This is a genomic window from Streptosporangium sp. NPDC050855 (genome assembly GCF_044456585.1).
Taxonomy (GTDB): domain Bacteria; phylum Actinomycetota; class Actinomycetes; order Streptosporangiales; family Streptosporangiaceae; genus Streptosporangium; species Streptosporangium longisporum.
Window position 1 is genome coordinate 438,612 of record NZ_JBITFY010000003.1, and the last position, 17,084, is coordinate 455,695.

Annotated in this window: 13 protein-coding genes; 7 read left to right on the top strand and 6 right to left on the bottom strand. The window is 73.3% G+C overall.

Annotated features, from left to right (window positions below):
- Nucleotides 1-126 precede the first annotated feature (126 nt).
- Together ACIBCT_RS09985 and ACIBCT_RS09990 are read right to left on the bottom strand one after the other, a co-directional pair.
- Nucleotides 127-1,800, bottom strand: a complete 1,674-nt coding sequence (locus tag ACIBCT_RS09985) for an RNA polymerase sigma factor (RefSeq protein WP_399187018.1) — start codon at nt 1,798-1,800, stop codon at nt 127-129.
- Between the two features lie 243 nt (nt 1,801-2,043).
- Nucleotides 2,044-4,137, bottom strand: a complete 2,094-nt coding sequence (locus ACIBCT_RS09990; protein ID WP_399187019.1) for a SpoIIE family protein phosphatase — start codon at nt 4,135-4,137, stop codon at nt 2,044-2,046.
- Nucleotides 4,138-4,681: 544 nt separating this feature from the next.
- On the opposite strand from ACIBCT_RS09990, the gene ACIBCT_RS09995 reads away from it, so the two are divergent.
- The 7 genes from ACIBCT_RS09995 (at nt 4,682) to ACIBCT_RS10025 (ending at nt 11,096) form a co-directional block, all read left to right on the top strand.
- A complete protein-coding gene (locus ACIBCT_RS09995; protein ID WP_399187020.1) occupies nt 4,682-4,924 on the top strand; it encodes a hypothetical protein in 243 nt (80 codons plus the stop codon).
- A gap of 208 nt (nt 4,925-5,132) precedes the next feature.
- A complete protein-coding gene (locus ACIBCT_RS10000; protein ID WP_399187170.1) occupies nt 5,133-6,644 on the top strand; it encodes a hypothetical protein in 1,512 nt (503 codons plus the stop codon).
- Nucleotides 6,645-6,651: 7 nt separating this feature from the next.
- The gene (locus tag ACIBCT_RS10005) at nt 6,652-7,407 is read left to right on the top strand and encodes a LamB/YcsF family protein (RefSeq protein ID WP_399187021.1); all 756 of its coding nucleotides are present in this window, start codon (nt 6,652-6,654) and stop codon (nt 7,405-7,407) included.
- Between the two features lie 108 nt (nt 7,408-7,515).
- Entirely contained in the window at nt 7,516-8,139 is a 624-nt protein-coding gene (locus tag ACIBCT_RS10010; protein WP_399187022.1) for an allophanate hydrolase subunit 1, read from the top strand.
- Nucleotides 8,136-9,098 (top strand): biotin-dependent carboxyltransferase family protein, encoded by a 963-nt coding sequence (locus tag ACIBCT_RS10015; RefSeq protein WP_399187023.1) that lies wholly within the window; start codon nt 8,136-8,138, stop codon nt 9,096-9,098. The genes ACIBCT_RS10010 and ACIBCT_RS10015 overlap by 4 nt, the downstream gene beginning before the upstream one ends.
- A gap of 217 nt (nt 9,099-9,315) precedes the next feature.
- Entirely contained in the window at nt 9,316-9,993 is a 678-nt protein-coding gene (gene pnuC / locus ACIBCT_RS10020; protein ID WP_399187024.1) for a nicotinamide riboside transporter PnuC, read from the top strand.
- The gene (locus tag ACIBCT_RS10025) at nt 9,990-11,096 is read left to right on the top strand and encodes an AAA family ATPase (RefSeq protein WP_399187025.1); all 1,107 of its coding nucleotides are present in this window, start codon (nt 9,990-9,992) and stop codon (nt 11,094-11,096) included. The genes pnuC and ACIBCT_RS10025 overlap by 4 nt, the downstream gene beginning before the upstream one ends.
- A 4-nt stretch (nt 11,097-11,100) precedes the next feature.
- Here the strand turns inward: ACIBCT_RS10025 and ACIBCT_RS10030 are convergent, their stop codons facing one another.
- The 4 genes from ACIBCT_RS10030 to ACIBCT_RS10045 are packed head-to-tail and all read right to left on the bottom strand — an operon-like array spanning nt 11,101 to nt 17,050.
- Nucleotides 11,101-12,822, bottom strand: coding sequence for an ABC transporter family substrate-binding protein (locus tag ACIBCT_RS10030; protein WP_399187026.1), 1,722 nt, complete (start codon nt 12,820-12,822; stop codon nt 11,101-11,103).
- Complete coding sequence (locus tag ACIBCT_RS10035; protein ID WP_399187027.1) at nt 12,819-15,146, bottom strand: dipeptide ABC transporter ATP-binding protein; 2,328 nt, start codon at nt 15,144-15,146, stop codon at nt 12,819-12,821. The genes ACIBCT_RS10030 and ACIBCT_RS10035 overlap by 4 nt, the downstream gene beginning before the upstream one ends.
- Entirely contained in the window at nt 15,143-16,060 is a 918-nt protein-coding gene (locus ACIBCT_RS10040; RefSeq protein WP_399187028.1) for an ABC transporter permease, read from the bottom strand. The genes ACIBCT_RS10035 and ACIBCT_RS10040 overlap by 4 nt, the downstream gene beginning before the upstream one ends.
- Before the next feature lie 6 nt (nt 16,061-16,066).
- Complete coding sequence (locus tag ACIBCT_RS10045) at nt 16,067-17,050, bottom strand: ABC transporter permease (RefSeq protein ID WP_399187029.1); 984 nt, start codon at nt 17,048-17,050, stop codon at nt 16,067-16,069.
- Nucleotides 17,051-17,084: the final 34 nt, after the last annotated feature.

Sequence of the window (17,084 nt, forward strand, 5' to 3'; positions counted from 1 at the left end):
TCTCCCCCGGCCTCCGCCGCATCTGCGGGACGGGAGTCCGGGTCGTTCCGGTGAACCGTCAAGCCCCCGTCGACACCGGCAAGGCCCGCGCCGGACGGCGCGGGCCTGCTGTGGCCGGGCGGATCCTCAGTCGAGGTAGTCGCGCAGGACCTGCGACCGGGACGGGTGGCGGAGCTTGGACATGGTCTTGGACTCGATCTGCCGGATGCGCTCGCGCGTCACCCCGTAGACCTTGCCGATCTCGTCCAGCGTCTTCGGCTGACCGTCGGTCAGGCCGAAGCGCATCGAGACCACGCCCGCCTCGCGCTCGGACAGCGTGTCCAGAACGGAGTGGAGCTGCTCCTGCAGGAGCGTGAAGCTGACCGCGTCTGCCGGGACGATCGCCTCGGAGTCCTCGATGAGGTCTCCGAACTCGCTGTCGCCCTCCTCGCCCAGCGGGGTGTGCAGGGAGATCGGCTCACGCCCGTACTTCTGGACCTCGACGACCTTCTCGGGGGTCATGTCGAGCTCGCGGGCCAGCTCCTCCGGGGTGGGCTCGCGCCCGAGGTCCTGGAGCATCTGCCGCTGGACGCGGGCCAGCTTGTTGATCACTTCGACCATGTGGACCGGGATGCGGATGGTCCGCGCCTGGTCCGCCATGGCCCGGGTGATCGCCTGCCGGATCCACCAGGTGGCGTACGTGGAGAACTTGTAGCCCTTGGTGTAGTCGAACTTCTCGACCGCGCGGATCAGGCCCAGGTTGCCCTCCTGGATCAGGTCCAGGAAGAGCATTCCGCGGCCGGTGTAGCGCTTGGCCAGCGAGACCACCAGGCGGAGGTTGGCCTCCAGCAGGTGGTTCTTGGCCCGGCGGCCGTCCTCGGCGATCCACTCCAGCTCGGCCCGGACGTCCACCGGCAGCTTCTCGCCGTCGGTGCCGAGCTGCTCCTCGGCGAACAGGCCGGCCTCGATGCGCTTGGCGAGCTCGACCTCCTGCTCGGCGTTGAGCAGGGGGACCTTGCCGATCTGCTTCAGGTAGTCCTTGACCGGGTCGGCGGTGGCGCCGGCGGCCGCGACCTGGGGAACCGGGGCGTCGTCGTCGTCGTCGGTGAGGATGAGGACCTCGTCCTCGTTCACCTGGACGGCCTCGACCTTGGGCTCCTCCTCGACCTCGGCCTCGGCCTCGGCCTCGGCTTCCACCTCGACCTCCGCCTCGGCTTCCACCTCGACCTCGACCTCGACCTCGGCCACGGCCTCCAGGTCGAAGTCCTCGATCTCGACGTCCTCGAGGTCGATGACCTCGTCGTCGTCACCGGCGGGCGGCTTGGGAGCGGCGGTCGCCGGGGTCGCCGGGGCGGCGGCCGCGGACGCGGCCTTCCTCGGCGGCGGGGCTGGCACCGGCTTCTTGGCCGCGGGAGCGGCCTTCTTGGGCGGGGCGGGGACCGGCCTCTTGGCGGCGGGCGCGGGCTCGGAGCCGCTGACGACCGCGGTGACGGTCTCCGGCTGCTCCTTGGCCGCCGCCGCGGCGGTCTTGGTCTTCTTGTTGACGGCCGGGGCGGCAGGGGCGGTGCGGCGCTTGGCGGGAGTGCGGGGCTTCTTGGGACCCGCGGAATCCTCGGCGGTCAACCGTACGGTGATGCCCTCTTTGCTGAGGCTTCGCAGGATTCCAGCGACCTGCGCCATCGGAATGTCCGCTTCCTCGACGGCCTTGCGGACATCCTCGGACTCGAGGAACCCCTGCGAGCGCCCCCGCTCCATCAGCTGCTGAATGACGGGCTCGTTCAGCTCGGATGGCTTCGAGCGAGTCGAACTTGCAGGCGACACGAACACCTCTCGAAGGAAAGCGTGACGAGAATGGATCCAGATGTCCGGCCAGTGGTTTTTCACCCCTGGCCGTGGTTACCGAGGCCGCGCGAGCCGCGACGCACCTGTCCAGCATTGTGGCATGACACCGTGATCCATACGGCCGCCTCCTGGCGGTTGCCCTCCACCCTAGGCCGACCAAGAGAGTAGTGCGTACGGAAGCGAGGCACCGATACCCGAAAGCAACCGTTATGACTGTTTCATTCAGTCACTCTTCGTGGCTGGGGGAACGTGGATCGCGAGCACCGTGACGTCGTCATCCTGCTCATATCCAGACAGCATGCGATCGACGAGGAAATCCAGCAACATGTGGGGGCTTCCCACGACTTCGGGTGGCGCTTCGGTCACAACAGAGCAAAGATCAGCGAGCCCGGCATCCAGCCCGCGCTTGCGGTTCTCCACCAGGCCGTCCGAGTACAGGACGGCGGTGTGCCCCGGCGGGACGCAGAACCGGAACTGCCTGCGGCTGGTGGGCCAGCCCAGCGGCGTGCCCGGCTCGCCGTCGCAGAGCAGCGGAACGCCCTGAGGGGAGACCAGCAGGGGCGGCGGGTGACCGGCGAGCGCCAGCGTGCCCTCCCCGGTGCCGGGCTCGACGACCATGTAGGCCAGGGTCGTGACCTGCTCCTCCTCCTCGGTCGCCTCGAAGACCCGGTCCAGGCCGGTGAGGACCGCCGCGGGCGGCGGATTGGTCAGCGCCAGGGCCCGCATGGCGTTGCGGATCCGGCCCATCCCTGCGGCGGCCTTGACGCCCTTGCCCATGACGTCGCCGACCACGGCCGCGACCCGGCCGTCCTGGAGCACGAACGCGTCGTACCAGTCACCGCCGACCTGCACGTGGCGGCTGCCGGAGCGGAACCGCTGGGCCAGGACCAGCCCCGGGATCACCGGCAGGCGGTCGGGCAGCAGGCTGCGCTGGAGGGTCTCGGCGGTGCGGTGCTCGCGCTCGAACAGCGTCGCCCGCTCCACGGCCAGGGCGCACTGCCCGGCGAGGGCCTCCAGGAAGACGCCGTCCTCCTGGGAGATCTTCTGCGGGCGGGTGAAGGAGAACCGCAGCGCGCCCAGCGCCCGGCCCGCCGCCAGCAGCGGCAGGCCCACCCAGGCCCGCTCGTCGCTGTGGGCGAGGAAGCCCGTGATGGCCTCGTCGTCGCCTCCCGCGTCCACCAACTGGGAGCGCAGGCTCTCGGGCGACTCGGCGAAGACCGGCCGCCGGCTGTTGACCGCCATGGTCATCACGCTGGAGTGGGAGAGCGGGATCTCCTCGCCGGGCGCGCCGGGGACCTCGGGGATGCCCCCGCTGTTGACCAGCTTGAGCGCGGCCCGGTCCACGTCGAGCAGCGCCACCGCGGACCGGTCGGCCGCCAGAGCCGTGCGCCCGACGTCGATGATGACCTGGACCACCTGCTCGACGGTGAGCGCCTCGGCCAGTATGGCCGTGGCGCCCTGCAGGCGCGCGGTCCGCAGCGCGGCGGCGCCGAGCTGGTCGGTCAGGCGGCCGCGCATCTCCTCGGCCTCGCGCTGCGGGGTGACGTCGGTGTTGGCGCCCACCCATTCGACGACCCGGTTGTGGCGGATGATCGGGACGGCGCGCACCTCGAAGTAGCGGTAGCCGCTGGCCCGGGTGCGGACCCGGTAGCTCCACTCGAACATGCTCCGGCCGCGCAGGGCCTCGCGCCACGCCTCCTCGGTCTGCGGGCGGTCGTCGGGGTGGACGGCCTCCAGCCAGCCGTGGGTGAGGTACTCCTCCAGGCCCTGGCCGGTGATCGCCCGCCACTGCGGCGCGTCCTCCCGCACCGTCCCGTTGGGGGCGGTGATCCACACCAGCTGGGACTGGGCCTCGACCAGCGAGCGGTAGCGCTCCTCGCTGCGCCTGAGGTCCTCCTCGACCTGCCTGCTGCGGGTGATGTCGACGCCGACCAGGCAGATCGCCCGGAGCGCGCCGGAGCCGTCGTGGATCGGGGAGAAGGTCAATGACCAGTGCCGGGGCTCGCCGTCGGCGCTGCGGACGCGGATCCGCTGGTCCTGCCTGACCTCGGCCTTGGCCACGATGGCCCGTACCGAGGCCTCGATCAGGGCGGTCAGGTCGGCCGAGAGCAGCTCGGCCGGGGCCCGGCCGACCAGCCGTTCCGCGGGCAGGCCGACCACGTCGGCGAAGACCTCGTCGACGCGCTCGAAGCGGCCGTCCGGGTCGAAGAACGCGAAGGCGAACGGCGACTGCGACAGCAGGCCCTGCAACAGGCCGGAGTCTGAGATGTCCACACCCGACTCCCGGGAACGGGGCACGGAGGTTTCGGCGCTCATGGTCGGCACCTCCGTCGCGTGCCAGGGTCTCCCACGAGGCACATCTCCAAACTTGCGAATTGGCGTAGCGCGGCTCCGGGGGACCGGATCCTGGAGTACATCATCGGCGATGGGCAGGTGCGGACGGAAGCCCCGCCCCGGATGCGGTCGGCACACCCCCTGAACGCCGTCCCCGGGACGACCGGAATCCCCGCACCCGTGCGCGGGGGCCTCCGCGCGGGCGCCGGCCGGCCGCCGCTGCGACGTCGAACGTTTGCGGCCAGGACCCTAGCAGGATCGGGCCGGACCGTCCCGGCAACTCCCCACCTCATCTCCGTCGGCCTCACGGGCGAGTTCAGGCTACTGACTCGCCGTCAATCCGGCTCCCCCTTCGGGGAGACTCGTTTACTCCGTTGTTGCAGAATTCAGTCAAGACACGGGGCAAGCTTTCCATATCACGCCCGCGAGGGTTGACACCGCCGAGATAAGTTGTGGAATGAGAACGCACGTCCCCGCCGACGCATCCGGGGGATGACCCCCGGAAACCGGGAGGAATGCGACAGCCATGCCCGTTCTCACCGCCCGCTTCGCCGGGTCGCCCATGCCCGCTCACGAGCCGGTGACCTCTCACCTGGCCGCCGAGTTCCTGACCGTTCCCGCCGAGACCATCGGCAGGTGCGTGGCCGACGTCCGCGCCTGTGCCGAGCATCTGGGCATCGAGGCGACCCCCGAGGTCGTCGAGCGCGTCGCCCGCGAGCATCTGCTCGCCCTCGTCAACTCCGCGCCGCCGCCCCGCGGTCCCCGGTAGCATCGGGGGACCCGGCCGTCTTCTACGCACCGTTTGGACCGGGAATGCGAGAAGGTCGGGGCGTGAGCGAGCGAGGCGAGCGGGTCGGTCAGGGCGGCGGCGTCCGTCACCGGCCCACCTGGCCGACGGGGGAGGCTGAGACCGCTTGATCCGGCGACACCGTCGAGACCCTCGCGAGAGCCGGTCCCCCGAAGCGGTCTTCTCCGAGATGCTGCTCGCCGCCCGCGAGCTGCTCGCGGTGCGCAGCCCGCTGGACGCCGAGCTCATGGTCTCCGACATGGTCGGGGCCTGGTGGGGCCGGCGGCTGAAGCGCGGGGACGCCGAGCAGGTGCTCGGCGAGGGGCTGGTCGACTACGCGGCCAAGGCGGGCTCACCGGCCGCCCTCACCCTGCTGATCACGCTGGCCTACCTCGGCACGGCCCGCCAGGCCGCCAAGGCCGAGGGCGCCGCGCTGGCGCTCATGGAGCGCGACGTGGCCAGGCCGCGCTGGGCCGACCGGCTGGGCGTGGTCAAGCCCACCGGCTGCTTCGTCTCCCGCGACGCCTACGGCGACCAGGACACCGTGGTGTGCACCTTCGGCTACCGGGGGTCCGACAGCGCCGAGGACCGGCACGCACTGGTGATGATCGTCGACTACAACATGCGCGGCATGGCCCGCGACGCCTGGGTCTCCTCACACGTCGACAAGCTGCTGGAGCAGGTACGGGCCGAGTCCGAGGGCAACCCGATGCTCAGGTTCGAGGAGATCGAGCCACAGCAGGCCAGGGCGCTGCTGGAGTCGGCGATGAAGGCCACCGCCGAGTACGGCCACCGCAGGGCGGCGGTGCCGGTCAGCGACAGCTACAGCGCCTACCACGCCTTCGCGCGGGCCCGGATCAAGGCGCTGCCGCCCGGCCGCAAGCGGCCGGCCCCGCTGCACAGCGAGGCCCCCTACAGCCGCGACCGCCGGGCCATGCTGGCCGCGGAGTTCCTCTCCTCGGACGCGGCCGAGCACCTGTCCGACCCGTCGGCGGCCTCCCGGTGTGCCGACCACATCATCGACTACGGCTGCGACCAGGACTTCGGCCGCCCGCTGCGGGTGAGCCCGACCAAGTGCGAGACGTTCCTGCTCGACTGGCTGCCGCGCAAGGTGATGCTGAACGGCGCCGAGCAGGAGGCGGTGCCGCACGTGCTGGGGGCCTGGGCGCGGTTCGCCGCCGCCAGGACCGGCCTGCCCGACGAGGGGCTGCGGGCCACGCTCGACGCGGTCTGGGAGGCGACCGGCAAGTTCGCCGAGGCCTACCGCGACCCGACGACCTTCGGGCTCGACCGCGACCTGCTGGAGCGGCTGCTGCCCGACGGCGACCTGTCGGCGCTGGCCAGGAGGGTGTTCGCGTTCCCCTTCCTGCAGGGCACGCACGGCGAGATCAAGCTCGGCCTGCTCAACCCGGCCGACGAGGGCGACCGGCGGATCCTGCTGGGCATCGACCACGCCGGCGAGCTCAACAGGCACGACTACGACGAGCACCTGGCCTGGCACGAGGAGATCGCCGCCCGCCTGTGGGAGGGCGACCCGCCCCAGCTGTGGGAGGCCGCGCAGCGGCTGCTCGACCTGGGCCACGACCGGCACGACGTGCTGCACGTGCTGATCGAGATCGCCGAGCGCATCGGCGACGACCCCGAGGAGCTGGCCATCGCCCTCGACGACATCGCCGACATTCCCGACGAGCCCCCGGTGTAGGTGGACCATGGTCATCGATCTGAACGCCGACCTGGGCGAGGGTTTCGGCATCTGGCGGCTGGGCGACGACGCGGCCCTGCTGGAGGTGGTGACCAGCGCCAACGTGGCCTGCGGCTTCCACGCCGGTGACCCGCTGACCATCCGCCGCACGTGCGCGGCCGCGGTCGACCGGGGGGTGGCGATCGGCGCCCAGGTCTCCTACCGGGACCTGGCCGGGTTCGGCCGCCGCGAGATGGACGTCGACCCCGAGGAGCTCTGCGCCGAGGTGCTGTACCAGCTCGCGGCGGTCGACGGCATCGCCAGGGCGATGGGCGGCCGGGTCTCCTACGTCAAGCCGCACGGCGCCCTGTACAACCGGATCTGCCGCGACCCCGAGCAGGCCGAGGCGGTGGTGGCCGCGGTCGCCGACCACGACGCGAGCCTGCCGGTGCTGACCCTGCCCGGCTCGGCCGTCCACGAGATCGCCGCCCGCGAGGGCGTCACCACCGTCGTGGAGGCGTTCGCCGACCGCGCCTACACCGGGGCCGGCACGCTGGTCTCCCGCCGCTCCCCCGGCGCTGTGCTGCACGACCCCGCCACGGTCGCCCGCCGGGCGGTGCGGATGGCCACCGAGGGGGTGGTCGACGCGGTGGACGGCACGCGGGTCGCCGTGCAGGCGCGCTCGATCTGCGTGCACGGCGACACCCCCGGCGCCGTGCTGCTGGCCCGGGCCGTACGGGACGGCCTGGTGGACGCCGGGGTGACGTTGAGGTCCTTCGCGTGAGGGGCCCGCGGAGGGGCCGTCGCACGGAAGGCACGGAAGGCGCGGCAGACGCGACAGACGCGGACGTGCGGGGACCCGCGTGAGCGGGCCCGGGGCGGGGGACGCCCGGTGATCCGGCGGGCCGGGGAGCACGCGCTGCTGGTGGAGACCGGCTCGCTGGAGGTCTCCCACCGCCTCGACGCCCTGCTGCGCGCCGACCGGCCGGCCCGGGTGGCGGAGATCGTGCCGGGCCCGGCCACGGTCCTGGTCGTCGCCCCGGGGGGCGACCCGGCGCGGCTGCGCGACGAGCTCGCCCGTCTGCTGGAGGCGGCGGCCGGGGCGGACGCGGGCGACGCCGCCCGCCCGGCGGCCGTGACCCTTCCGGTGGTGTACGACGGCGCCGACCTCGACGAGGTGGCCGCGCTGAGCGGGCTCTCCCGGCGGGAGGTGGTCGAGCGGCACACCGGCCGGGAGCTGACCGTGGGCTGGCTGGGCTTCGCCCCGGGGTTCGCCTACCTCACCGGGCTGGACCCCGCGCTGCACGTGTCCCGGCTGGACACCCCGCGCACGTCGGTGCCCGCCGGGTCGGTGGCGATCGCCGGCCCCTACTCGGCGGTCTACCCCTCGGCCTCCCCCGGCGGGTGGCGGCTGCTGGGCCGCTCGGCCACGGCCGTGTGGGACGTGGACGCCGACCCGCCCGCGCTGCTCACGCCGGGGACGCGGGTGCGCTTCCAGGCGGTTCACGGACCATGATCGAGGTGATCGCGCCGGGGCCGTACGCCACCGTGCAGGATCTGGGGCGGCCCGGGTACGCCCATCTCGGGGTGCCGCGCTCGGGTGCCGCGGACGGGCCGGCCCTGCGGCTGGCCAACCGCCTGGTCGGCAACCCCGAGGACGCGGCCGGGATCGAGCTGACCTTCGGCGGGACCGAGCTGCGCTTCGTCACCGGAGCCTGGGCCGTCGTGACCGGCGCCCCCTGCCCGCTGGAGGTCCTCTCCCCGCACGAACCCCCGCGCGAACCCCCGCACGAACCCCCGCGTGAGTCCTCGCACGAGCCCCGGCACGAGCCCTCGAACCGGTTCACGCGCGAGCCGGGCGGGGTCGTGCCGCAGGGGATGTACGCGCCCTTCTGGGTCCCGGCGGGCGCGCGGCTGCGGGTGGGGCCGCCCGAGAGCGGCCTGCGCAGCTACGTCGCCGTCCGGGGCGGCATCGACGCGCCCGTCACGATGGGGAGCCGCTCGACCGACTCCCTGTCCGGGCTCGGCCCCGGCCCGCTCCGCGCCGGGACCGTCCTGCCGCTGGGACCGGCCTCCGGCCTGGCCGCGATCACCGTGGACGCCGCGCCCCCGCCGCCCTCGCCCCCGCCGGGCACGGGCGTCCTGCGGGTCCTGCCGGGTCCCCGGGACGACTGGTTCGCCCCCGGCGCGACGGCCGCCCTCTGCGCGGAGCCGTACGAGGTCAGCCAGGACAGCAACAGGGTCGGCGTGCGGATGCGCGGGGCCCCGCTGGAACGGGCCCGGCAGGGCGAGCTGCCCAGTGAGGGCATGGTGGCCGGGTCGGTCCAGGTACCGCCCAGCGGACAGCCGATCGTCTTCCTCGCCGACCACCCGCCCACCGGTGGTTACCCGGTCATAGCGGTCCTGACCTCGGCCGATCTCGCCGTGGCCGCCCAGCTCCGCCCCGGCGACCGGGTACGCTTCCGCCTCGTCTGACCGGCCCGGCCCGCCCGCGTGACCCGGCCCGGGGGCGACCGGCGACGCCACCGTGACGGGACGGCGACGGGGTGACGACGGGGTGGCGACGGGGCGTTCTCACCGGGCCTCGGAATCACCGGAACCCGGAATCACCGGCCCCCCGGAATCACAGGACCCCGGGGGCACCGGCCGCTCCGGGACCGGTTATCGTCACTATGACGATTGAGGAGATCGCATGTCACTCGCCGAGATACTGGCCCCCCTGATGCGGCCGGCGTTCACCCTGGGCACCACCCCGACCAGCTGGGCCGAGCTCCTGGGGTTCGTCACCGGCGTCCTCACGGTCTGGCTGGTCGTCCGCCAGAACGTCTGGAACTGGCCGATCGGCGTCGCCAGCGTGACCCTGTTCGGCGCGGTGTTCCTGACCGTCGAACTCTACGCCGACGCGGCCCTGCAGGTCGTCTACGTCGTCCTCGGCCTGTACGGATGGTGGCAGTGGCTCTACGGCGGGGCCGGGCGGACCCCGCTCCCGGTCCGCCGCACCGGGCGCGGCGAATGGGCGGTGCTGGCCGGGTGCGGGATCGCGCTCACCGCGGCGCTCACCGCCGTCCTGTCCACGAGGACCGACTCGGACGTGCCGTTCTGGGACGCCCTGACCACCGCCCTGTCGCTGCTGGCCACCTACGGGCAGAGCCGCAAGCTGGTCGAGTCGTGGTGGCTGTGGATCGCCGCCGACGTGATCTACATCCCCCTCTACCTCTACAAGGGCCTGCACCTGACCGCGGCCCTGTACGTGATCTTCCTGGGGCTCTGCGTCGCCGGGCTGCTGGCCTGGCGCGCGGACCTGGCGGCCCGCTCCCTGTCGGCGACGCCCCCCGCCGCGCCGCCGGACGAGCGGGTGGCGCGGCCGTGAGCGGCCCGGAGTTCGCCCACGGGCTGGTGATCGGCAAGTTCTACCCCCCGCACGCCGGCCACCACCACCTGATCGACACCGCCGCCGCGCGGTGCGCGTCGGTGAGCGTGGTGGTCGCCGCCTCGACCGAGGAGACCCTGCCGCTGGCGCTGCGCGCCGCCTGGCTGCGCGAGGCGCACCCGCAGGCCCACGTGACGATCGCCCCGGTGGTCGACGACGTCGAGATCGACTACGACGACCCGGAGATCTGGTCGGCGCACGTCGAGGTGTTCCGGCACGCCCTGGCCCTGGCGCACGGGCGGGTGCCGCAGATCGACGCGGTCCTCTCCTCGGAGGCGTACGGGCCGGAGCTGGCCCGCCGGTTCGGCGCCGTGGCCGTCGACGTCGACGCCGGACGGGAACGGTTCCCGGTCAGCGGGACGATGGTCAGGAACGACCCGGTCTCCTGCTGGGAGCATCTGTCGGCGCCGGTGCGCGCCCACCTGGCACGGCGCGTCGTGGTCGTCGGCGCGGAGTCCAGCGGCACCACCACGCTGGCCAGGTCCCTGGCCGCCCACTACGCGGCCCGGGGCGGACCGTGGGCGGCGACCCGCTGGGTGCCCGAGTACGGCAGGACGTACTCCGAGGAGAAGCTCGCCCGCGCCCGCCGCCGCGCCAAGGACCGCGGGCTGCCCGAACCGTGGCTGGACGACCTGCGCTGGGAGCCGGCCGAGTTCACCCTCATCGCCGAGCGCCAGCTCGCCTGGGAGGAGGCCGCGGCCCGGACGGGGTCGCCGCTGCTGGTCTGCGACACCGATGCCTTCACCACCGCCCTGTGGCACGAGCGCTACCTCGGCGTCCCCTCCCCCGAGGTGATCGCCGTGCACCGCCGCGCCCGGCACGACCTGTGGATCCTCACCTCGGTGCGGGACGTGCCCTTCGAGCAGGACGGCTGGCGCGACGGGGAGGCGATCCGGCACCGGATGGACGCCCGTTTCCGCGAGGAGCTGGCCGCGGGAGGGATGCCGCACCTGGTCGTCACCGGCCCGCCCGCCGCCCGGCTGGCCCGGGCCGTCGAGGCGGTGGACGCCCTGCTGGAGCGGGGCCGAGACCTCGGACCGTGACCCCTCACCGGAGGTAGCCGATGTCCTGGTAGCGCAGGTTGTGGAACCCGCGGGCCCCGAAGTTGGCCAGGGTGTCCTTGACCGCGACGTTCTGCGGGCGCTGGTAGAGCGTCACCACGTTGACCGCCTGCCAGATGAGCCTGTCGGCGGCGTTGGTGTCGGCGACGGCCTCGGCGTCGTCCAGGTCCGCGGTCGCCCTGTTCATGGCGGCGTCGATACGCGGGGAGCCGATGCGGCCGAGGTTGGCGTTCCACTGTCGGGTGCCGTCGGCGCGCCGGACGGCGTCGGCGTACTGGCCGTAGGCGCTGGAGACGGGGAAGGGCGTGCCCGCGTACGCGAACGCGGTGATGTCGTAGTTGCCGGGGATGATGTACCTGGTGAAGTAGTCGTCGGTGGGCACCGACTGCAGGGTGACCCCGACGCCGATCCGGGCGAGCATGTCCTGGACGAGCTCGGCCTCGGACTTGGTGAGCTGCAGGCCGGACGGCAGCACGAAGCGCAGGGTCAGCTCCCTGCCGTCCTTCCTGCGGGTCCGGCCCTCCAGCCGCCATCCCGCGGCGTCCAGCTCCCGCGCCGCCCTGGCGGGGTCGTAGCGGCCGATCTCCCCGGCGTTGTCCCGGTAGCCCTCCTGGGTGTTCATGAAGAAGTGGTTGTTCAGCAGGACGATCGGCCAGTCGAGCCCCTGCAGGTCGGACTGGGCGATGGCCTGGCGGTCGATGCCCATGGCGACGGCCCGGCGGACCCTGACATCGGACAGGAGGGCGCTCTCCCCGTTCATCGTGATGTGCCGGAAGTCCGGCCCGGCCGCCTGCCGGACGATCGCGCCCGGGGTGGCCTTGGCGCGGGCGTAGTCGGGGGCGGACGGTGCGATGTCGAAGGTGTCGAGCTCGCCGTTGCTGAACGCGCCGACCAGGGCGTCGCTCTCCAGGGAGCGGTAGATGATCCGGTCCAGCTTGGCGCGGTCCCCCCACCAGCGGTCGTCCCTGGCCAGGGTGACGGTCTTGGCGGTCGGGTCGAACGAGACGAACCTGAACGGGCCCGCCGTCACCGGGATCCGGTTCAGCCAGGCGCCGTTGAACGCCCCCGGGGTGGCGTTGGTGGTGCGGGGGTAGAGCGGGGTGAACAGCGACTGCCAGTCGCCGAAGGGCTTGGCGAAGGTCACCACCACCTGGTGGTCGTCCTCGCCCCTGGTCACCTTCTCGATGTCCTGGTAGCCGGTGGTGCTCGCCACCCGGTACTCGCCGTCGCGGCCGCTCATCGCCTGCCACTGGGCCCGGTAGTCCTCCCAGGTGATGGGGGTGCCGTCGGACCATCGGGCGCGCGGGTCCAGGGTCAGCGTGACGACCTGCCGGGACCCGGCGGAGGTGACCCTCGCCCGGGTCAGGTAGTCGGTGTCCGGGGAGATCTGCCCCTTGGCGTCCGAGCGGAAGGGCGAGGGCATTAGGGCGTCCACGACCTTCTTGACCGTGGCCAGGTTGCCGTCGACGTGGTTGAGGTTCCAGTTGGACGGATACTCGTTCAGGCCCCAGCGGAGCACGCCGCCGTCGGCGACCCGGTCGCGGGCGACCGGGTTGACGTCGTAGGCGCGGACCGCGGAGGCGGGCCGTCCCTGCGCTCCGTCCCGGTCGCCGCAGCCGGCCAGGATCGGCGGGAGCAGCAGGACCAGGACCAGGACCGCGCGGGACAGCGGCACCGGGAACGCGTCCGGCCGCCGGATCGATGTCACTGTGTTCCTCCCGGGACCTGTGGCTGGGCGGACGGGCGGGACCGGGCGACCGGCCCTGCGGGCAGGTCACCGGACCTCTCGGCGAAGTGGCAGGCGACGCCGTGGTCCTCCCCCAGCGACCGGATCGGCGGCTCCTCGCCCGCGCAGCGTCCCCGGCCGGCCTCGTCGAGGGTCCGGAACAGGGGGCAGCGGGTGCGGAAGCGGCAGCCCGAGGGGGGATCGGCCGGGCCGGGAAGGTCGCCGTCGAGCACGATCCTCCTCCTGGAACGTTCCAGAAGCGGGTCCGGCAGCGGGATCGCCGACAGCAGGGCCCGCGTGTAGGGATGCAGCGGCGTGTCGTAGACCCGCTCCACCCGCCCGATCTCGACGATCGCGCCCAGGTACATGACCGCGACCCGGTCCGCGATGTGCCGCACCACGGCCAGGTCGTGCGCCACGAACAGGTACGACAGCCCCAGCCGGGCCCGCAGCTCCTCCAGCAGGTTGAGCACCCCCGCCTGGATCGAGACGTCCAGCGCCGAGACCGGCTCGTCCAGCACGACCAGCCGGGGCTCCAGCGCGAGGGCGCGGGCGATGCCCACCCGCTGGCGCTGCCCTCCGGACAGATCCTGCGGGTAGCGGGCGGCGTGGGAGGGTTCCAGGCCGACCAGGTCGAGCAGCTCGCGGATCCTCGGCCCGGGGTCGCGGCGCCCGTGCGTGCGCAGCGGTTCGGCGAGGATGTCGTACACGCTCATCCTGGGGTCGAGGGAGGCCATCGGGTCCTGGAAGACCACCTGCACGTCGCGCCGGACGGCCATCCGGTCGCGGGCGGTCATCCGGGAGGTGTCGTGGCCCAGCACCGTGATCCGGCCCCGCTGCGGGGCGGCCAGTTCCAGGATCTCCATCAGGGTGGTCGTCTTGCCGCAGCCGGACTCCCCGACCAGGCCGAGGGTCTCGCCCTCGCGGACGTCGAAGCCGACGCCGTCCACCGCGCGGACCGTGCCGACCCGGCGCCGCAGGAACGTCCCCTTCATCAGGGGGTGGTGCCTGACCAGGTCCTCGACGGCCAGGACCACCTCGCGCTCGCCGCGCGGGCGCCGCCGTTCCCCGGCGGGCCGCGCCGGGTCGCGCACACCGTACACCTGGGCCGGGGTCCGGCCGGTCTCCTCGATCTCGCCGGCGCGCAGGCAGGCGGCGAGGTGATCCGGCGAACCGACCGGCACCGCCTCGGGCTCGCCCTCGGCGCAGGCGGCCACGGCGATCGGGCAGCGCGGCTCGAACGGGCAGCCCGGGGGCAGCGCGGCCGGTGACGGGGGGCTTCCCGCGATGGGCACCAGCGGCCGCTCCCGGCCCTCGTCCAGGCGCGGGATCGAACCGAGCAGGCCCATGGTGTACGGCATGCGGGGGCGGTGGTAGACCTCCTCCACGGAGCCGACCTCGACCGGGCGCCCGGCGTACATGACCAGGACCCGGTCGGCGAACCCGGCCACCACCCCGAGGTCGTGGGTGATGACGACGATCGCCGCGCCGGTCTCCCGCTGCGCCGTCCTGAGCACCTCGAGCACCTGCGCCTGGATGGTCACGTCGAGCGCGGTGGTGGGCTCGTCGCAGAGGATCACGTCGGGGTCGTTGGCGATCGCCATCGCGATCACCACGCGCTGGCGCATGCCGCCGGAGAACTCGTGCGGGAACGCCCTGGAGCGGCGCGCGGCGTCCGGGATGCCGACCAGGTCCAGCAGCTCGACCGCGCGCCTGGCGGCCTGCGCGGCGCCGACCCTCCGGTGCACGCGGATCGCCTCGGCGATCTGGTCGCCGACCCGGTAGACCGGGGTGAGCGCGGAGAGCGGGTCCTGGAAGACCATCGAGACCGTCCGGCCCCGGAAGGCGGTGAGCGTCCGCTCCGGGGCGCCCAGGATCTCCCGGCCGTGCAGCCGCACCGAGCCGGTGACGCGGGCGTGCCGCGGGAGCAGGCCCATCACGGCCAGCGAGGTGACCGACTTGCCGGAGCCGGACTCGCCCACGACGCCCAGCACCTCGCCCGGGCGGACCGCGTACCCCATCCCCCGGACGGCGCGCACCGCGGCCGGGCCGGTGCCGAAGGTGACGTGCAGGTCGCGCACCTCCAGCACGGGGTCGGGCAGGGCCTGCGGCGGGCCGCCGTGACCGGGCAGCGGGCCGGGCAGGGAGCCGGGCAGGGAGCCGGGGTCGCGGTGGCCGATCGGCCCGGCCCACGGCCGCGCGCCCGCGGAGCCCGCGGGGTTCGCCGGGCTCGCGGGGCCCGACGGGGGCGCGGAGCCCGCGGAGCCCGTAGAGCCCGCGGAGCCCGCGGAGCGTTCGGTCGTCATCGCGTTCCCCCGTCCCGGTGCGAGGCCGGGTCCAGCGCGTCCCGCAGGGCGTCGCCGACCAGGTTCACCGCGAGCACCGTGAGGATCAGCAGGCCCGCGCAGAACCAGAACGTCCAGGGCGCGTAGACGGCCGTGCGGGCGCCGTCGGCGATGAGGCCGCCCAGCGAGACGTCGGGGGGCTGGATGCCGAAGCCGAAGTAGGACAGGGAGGTCTCGGTGAGGATCGCGGCGCTGACGTTCAGCGTGGCGTCGACGACCAGCAGTGAGGACATGTTGGGCAGGACGTGCCGGAAGATGATCGTCGTCGGCGGCACGCCCATGAACCTGGCCGCCTGGATGAACTCCCGTTCCCTGAGCGAGACGGTCATGCTCCGGACGATCTTCGAGGTGACCATCCACAGGAAGAGCGCGAGCACCAGCACGAACACCGGCCACTGGCCCCCGGCGAAGAGCGGGGACATGATCGCCAGGATCAGGAAGGCCGGCAGCACCAGCAGCAGGTCGGTGAACCAGGTCAGCGAGCGGTCGGTCCAGCCGCCGAAGTACCCGGCGAAGGCGCCGACCACCGCGGCGAGCGCGGTGCCGACCACCGCGGCGAGCAGGCCGACGATCAGCGACCTCTGCATGCCGCGGAGCGTGACCGCGTACACGTCGGCGCCGGTCTGCAGGGTCCCCCACCAGTGATCGGCCGACGGCGGGGCGAGGAAGGCCGTGAAGTCCTTGTCGGTGTAACCCCACCGGGTGAGGTACGGGCCGGCGAAGGCCAGCAGGAAGATCAGCGTGAGCAGCGCGCAGCCCGCCCGGCCCCGGCCCCTCGCCAGCAGGCGGCCGGCGACCCGGCGCGGCCTGGTCGCGGGCGCCCGGACGGTGTCACGGGCCCGCTGCTCGGCGAGCTCCTCGTCGGCGACGGTCATCCCTGCTCACCCCGCCCGGACGCGCGGGTCGAGGACGGCGTGCAGCACGTCGGAGGCCAGCGCGGCCAGCAGCACGGCCAGCGCGGCGAGGCAGCTGATCGCGGCCACGGTGTTGACGTCGTTGGTGGAGATCGAGTCGACCAGCCGCTCCCCCATGCCGTGCCAGCCGAAGATCTTCTCGGTGAAGGTGGTGCCGACCAGCAGCGTCCCGAAGGTGAAGGCGAAGTAGGTGACCGCGGGGACGAGCGCGGTGCGCAGCGCGTGCCGGGTCAGCGCGGCGCGGCGGCTGAGCCCCTTGGCCATGGCCGTGCGGACGAAGTCGGCGCCGAGCACGTCCAGCATCATGTTGCGCTGGTAGCGGCTGTAGATCGCGACCAGGCTCAGCGAGAGCGACAGGGTGGGCAGCACCAGGTGCTGCGCCCGGTCGAGCAGGGCCGCGGCCGGGCCGCCCTGCAGGCCGGGGGTCGCCTCGCCGCTGACCAGGAAGACCTGGGCGCCGACCGCCTCGTTGAACCGGACCGCGGCGATGATCAGGATGTTGGCGAGCACCACGGTGGGGATCGCCAGCACGCCGAAGGACAGGCCGGTCGAGAGCCGGTCGAAGGCGCCGTACTGCCTGACCGCGGCGTAGGCGCCGATCGCGATGCCGGTGACGCTACCGAGGACCAGCCCTATCGTGATCAGGCGCAGGGTGACGCCGATCCGGCGGCCGAGGTCCTCCCCGACCGAGCCGCCGGTGACGCTGCGGCCGAGGTCGCCGCGGACGACACCGCCGCCCCAGGTCAGGTAGCGCTCCAGGAGCGGGACGCGGTCGTTCAGGTTGAGGTCGGACAGGCGCGCGTCGACGACCGCGGGCGGGATCGGGGGGTTGCGTCCCTCGTAGTTGGAGCGCGGGTCGAGCGCGGAGGCGGCCAGCATGTAGGCCAGGCTGGTGGCCACGACGATCAACGCCAGGTAGTTGAGCAGCCTGCGGGCCAGGAATCCCGCCATCTTTCCTCCTCCGTGGCCCGCCGCTGTGAGTCAC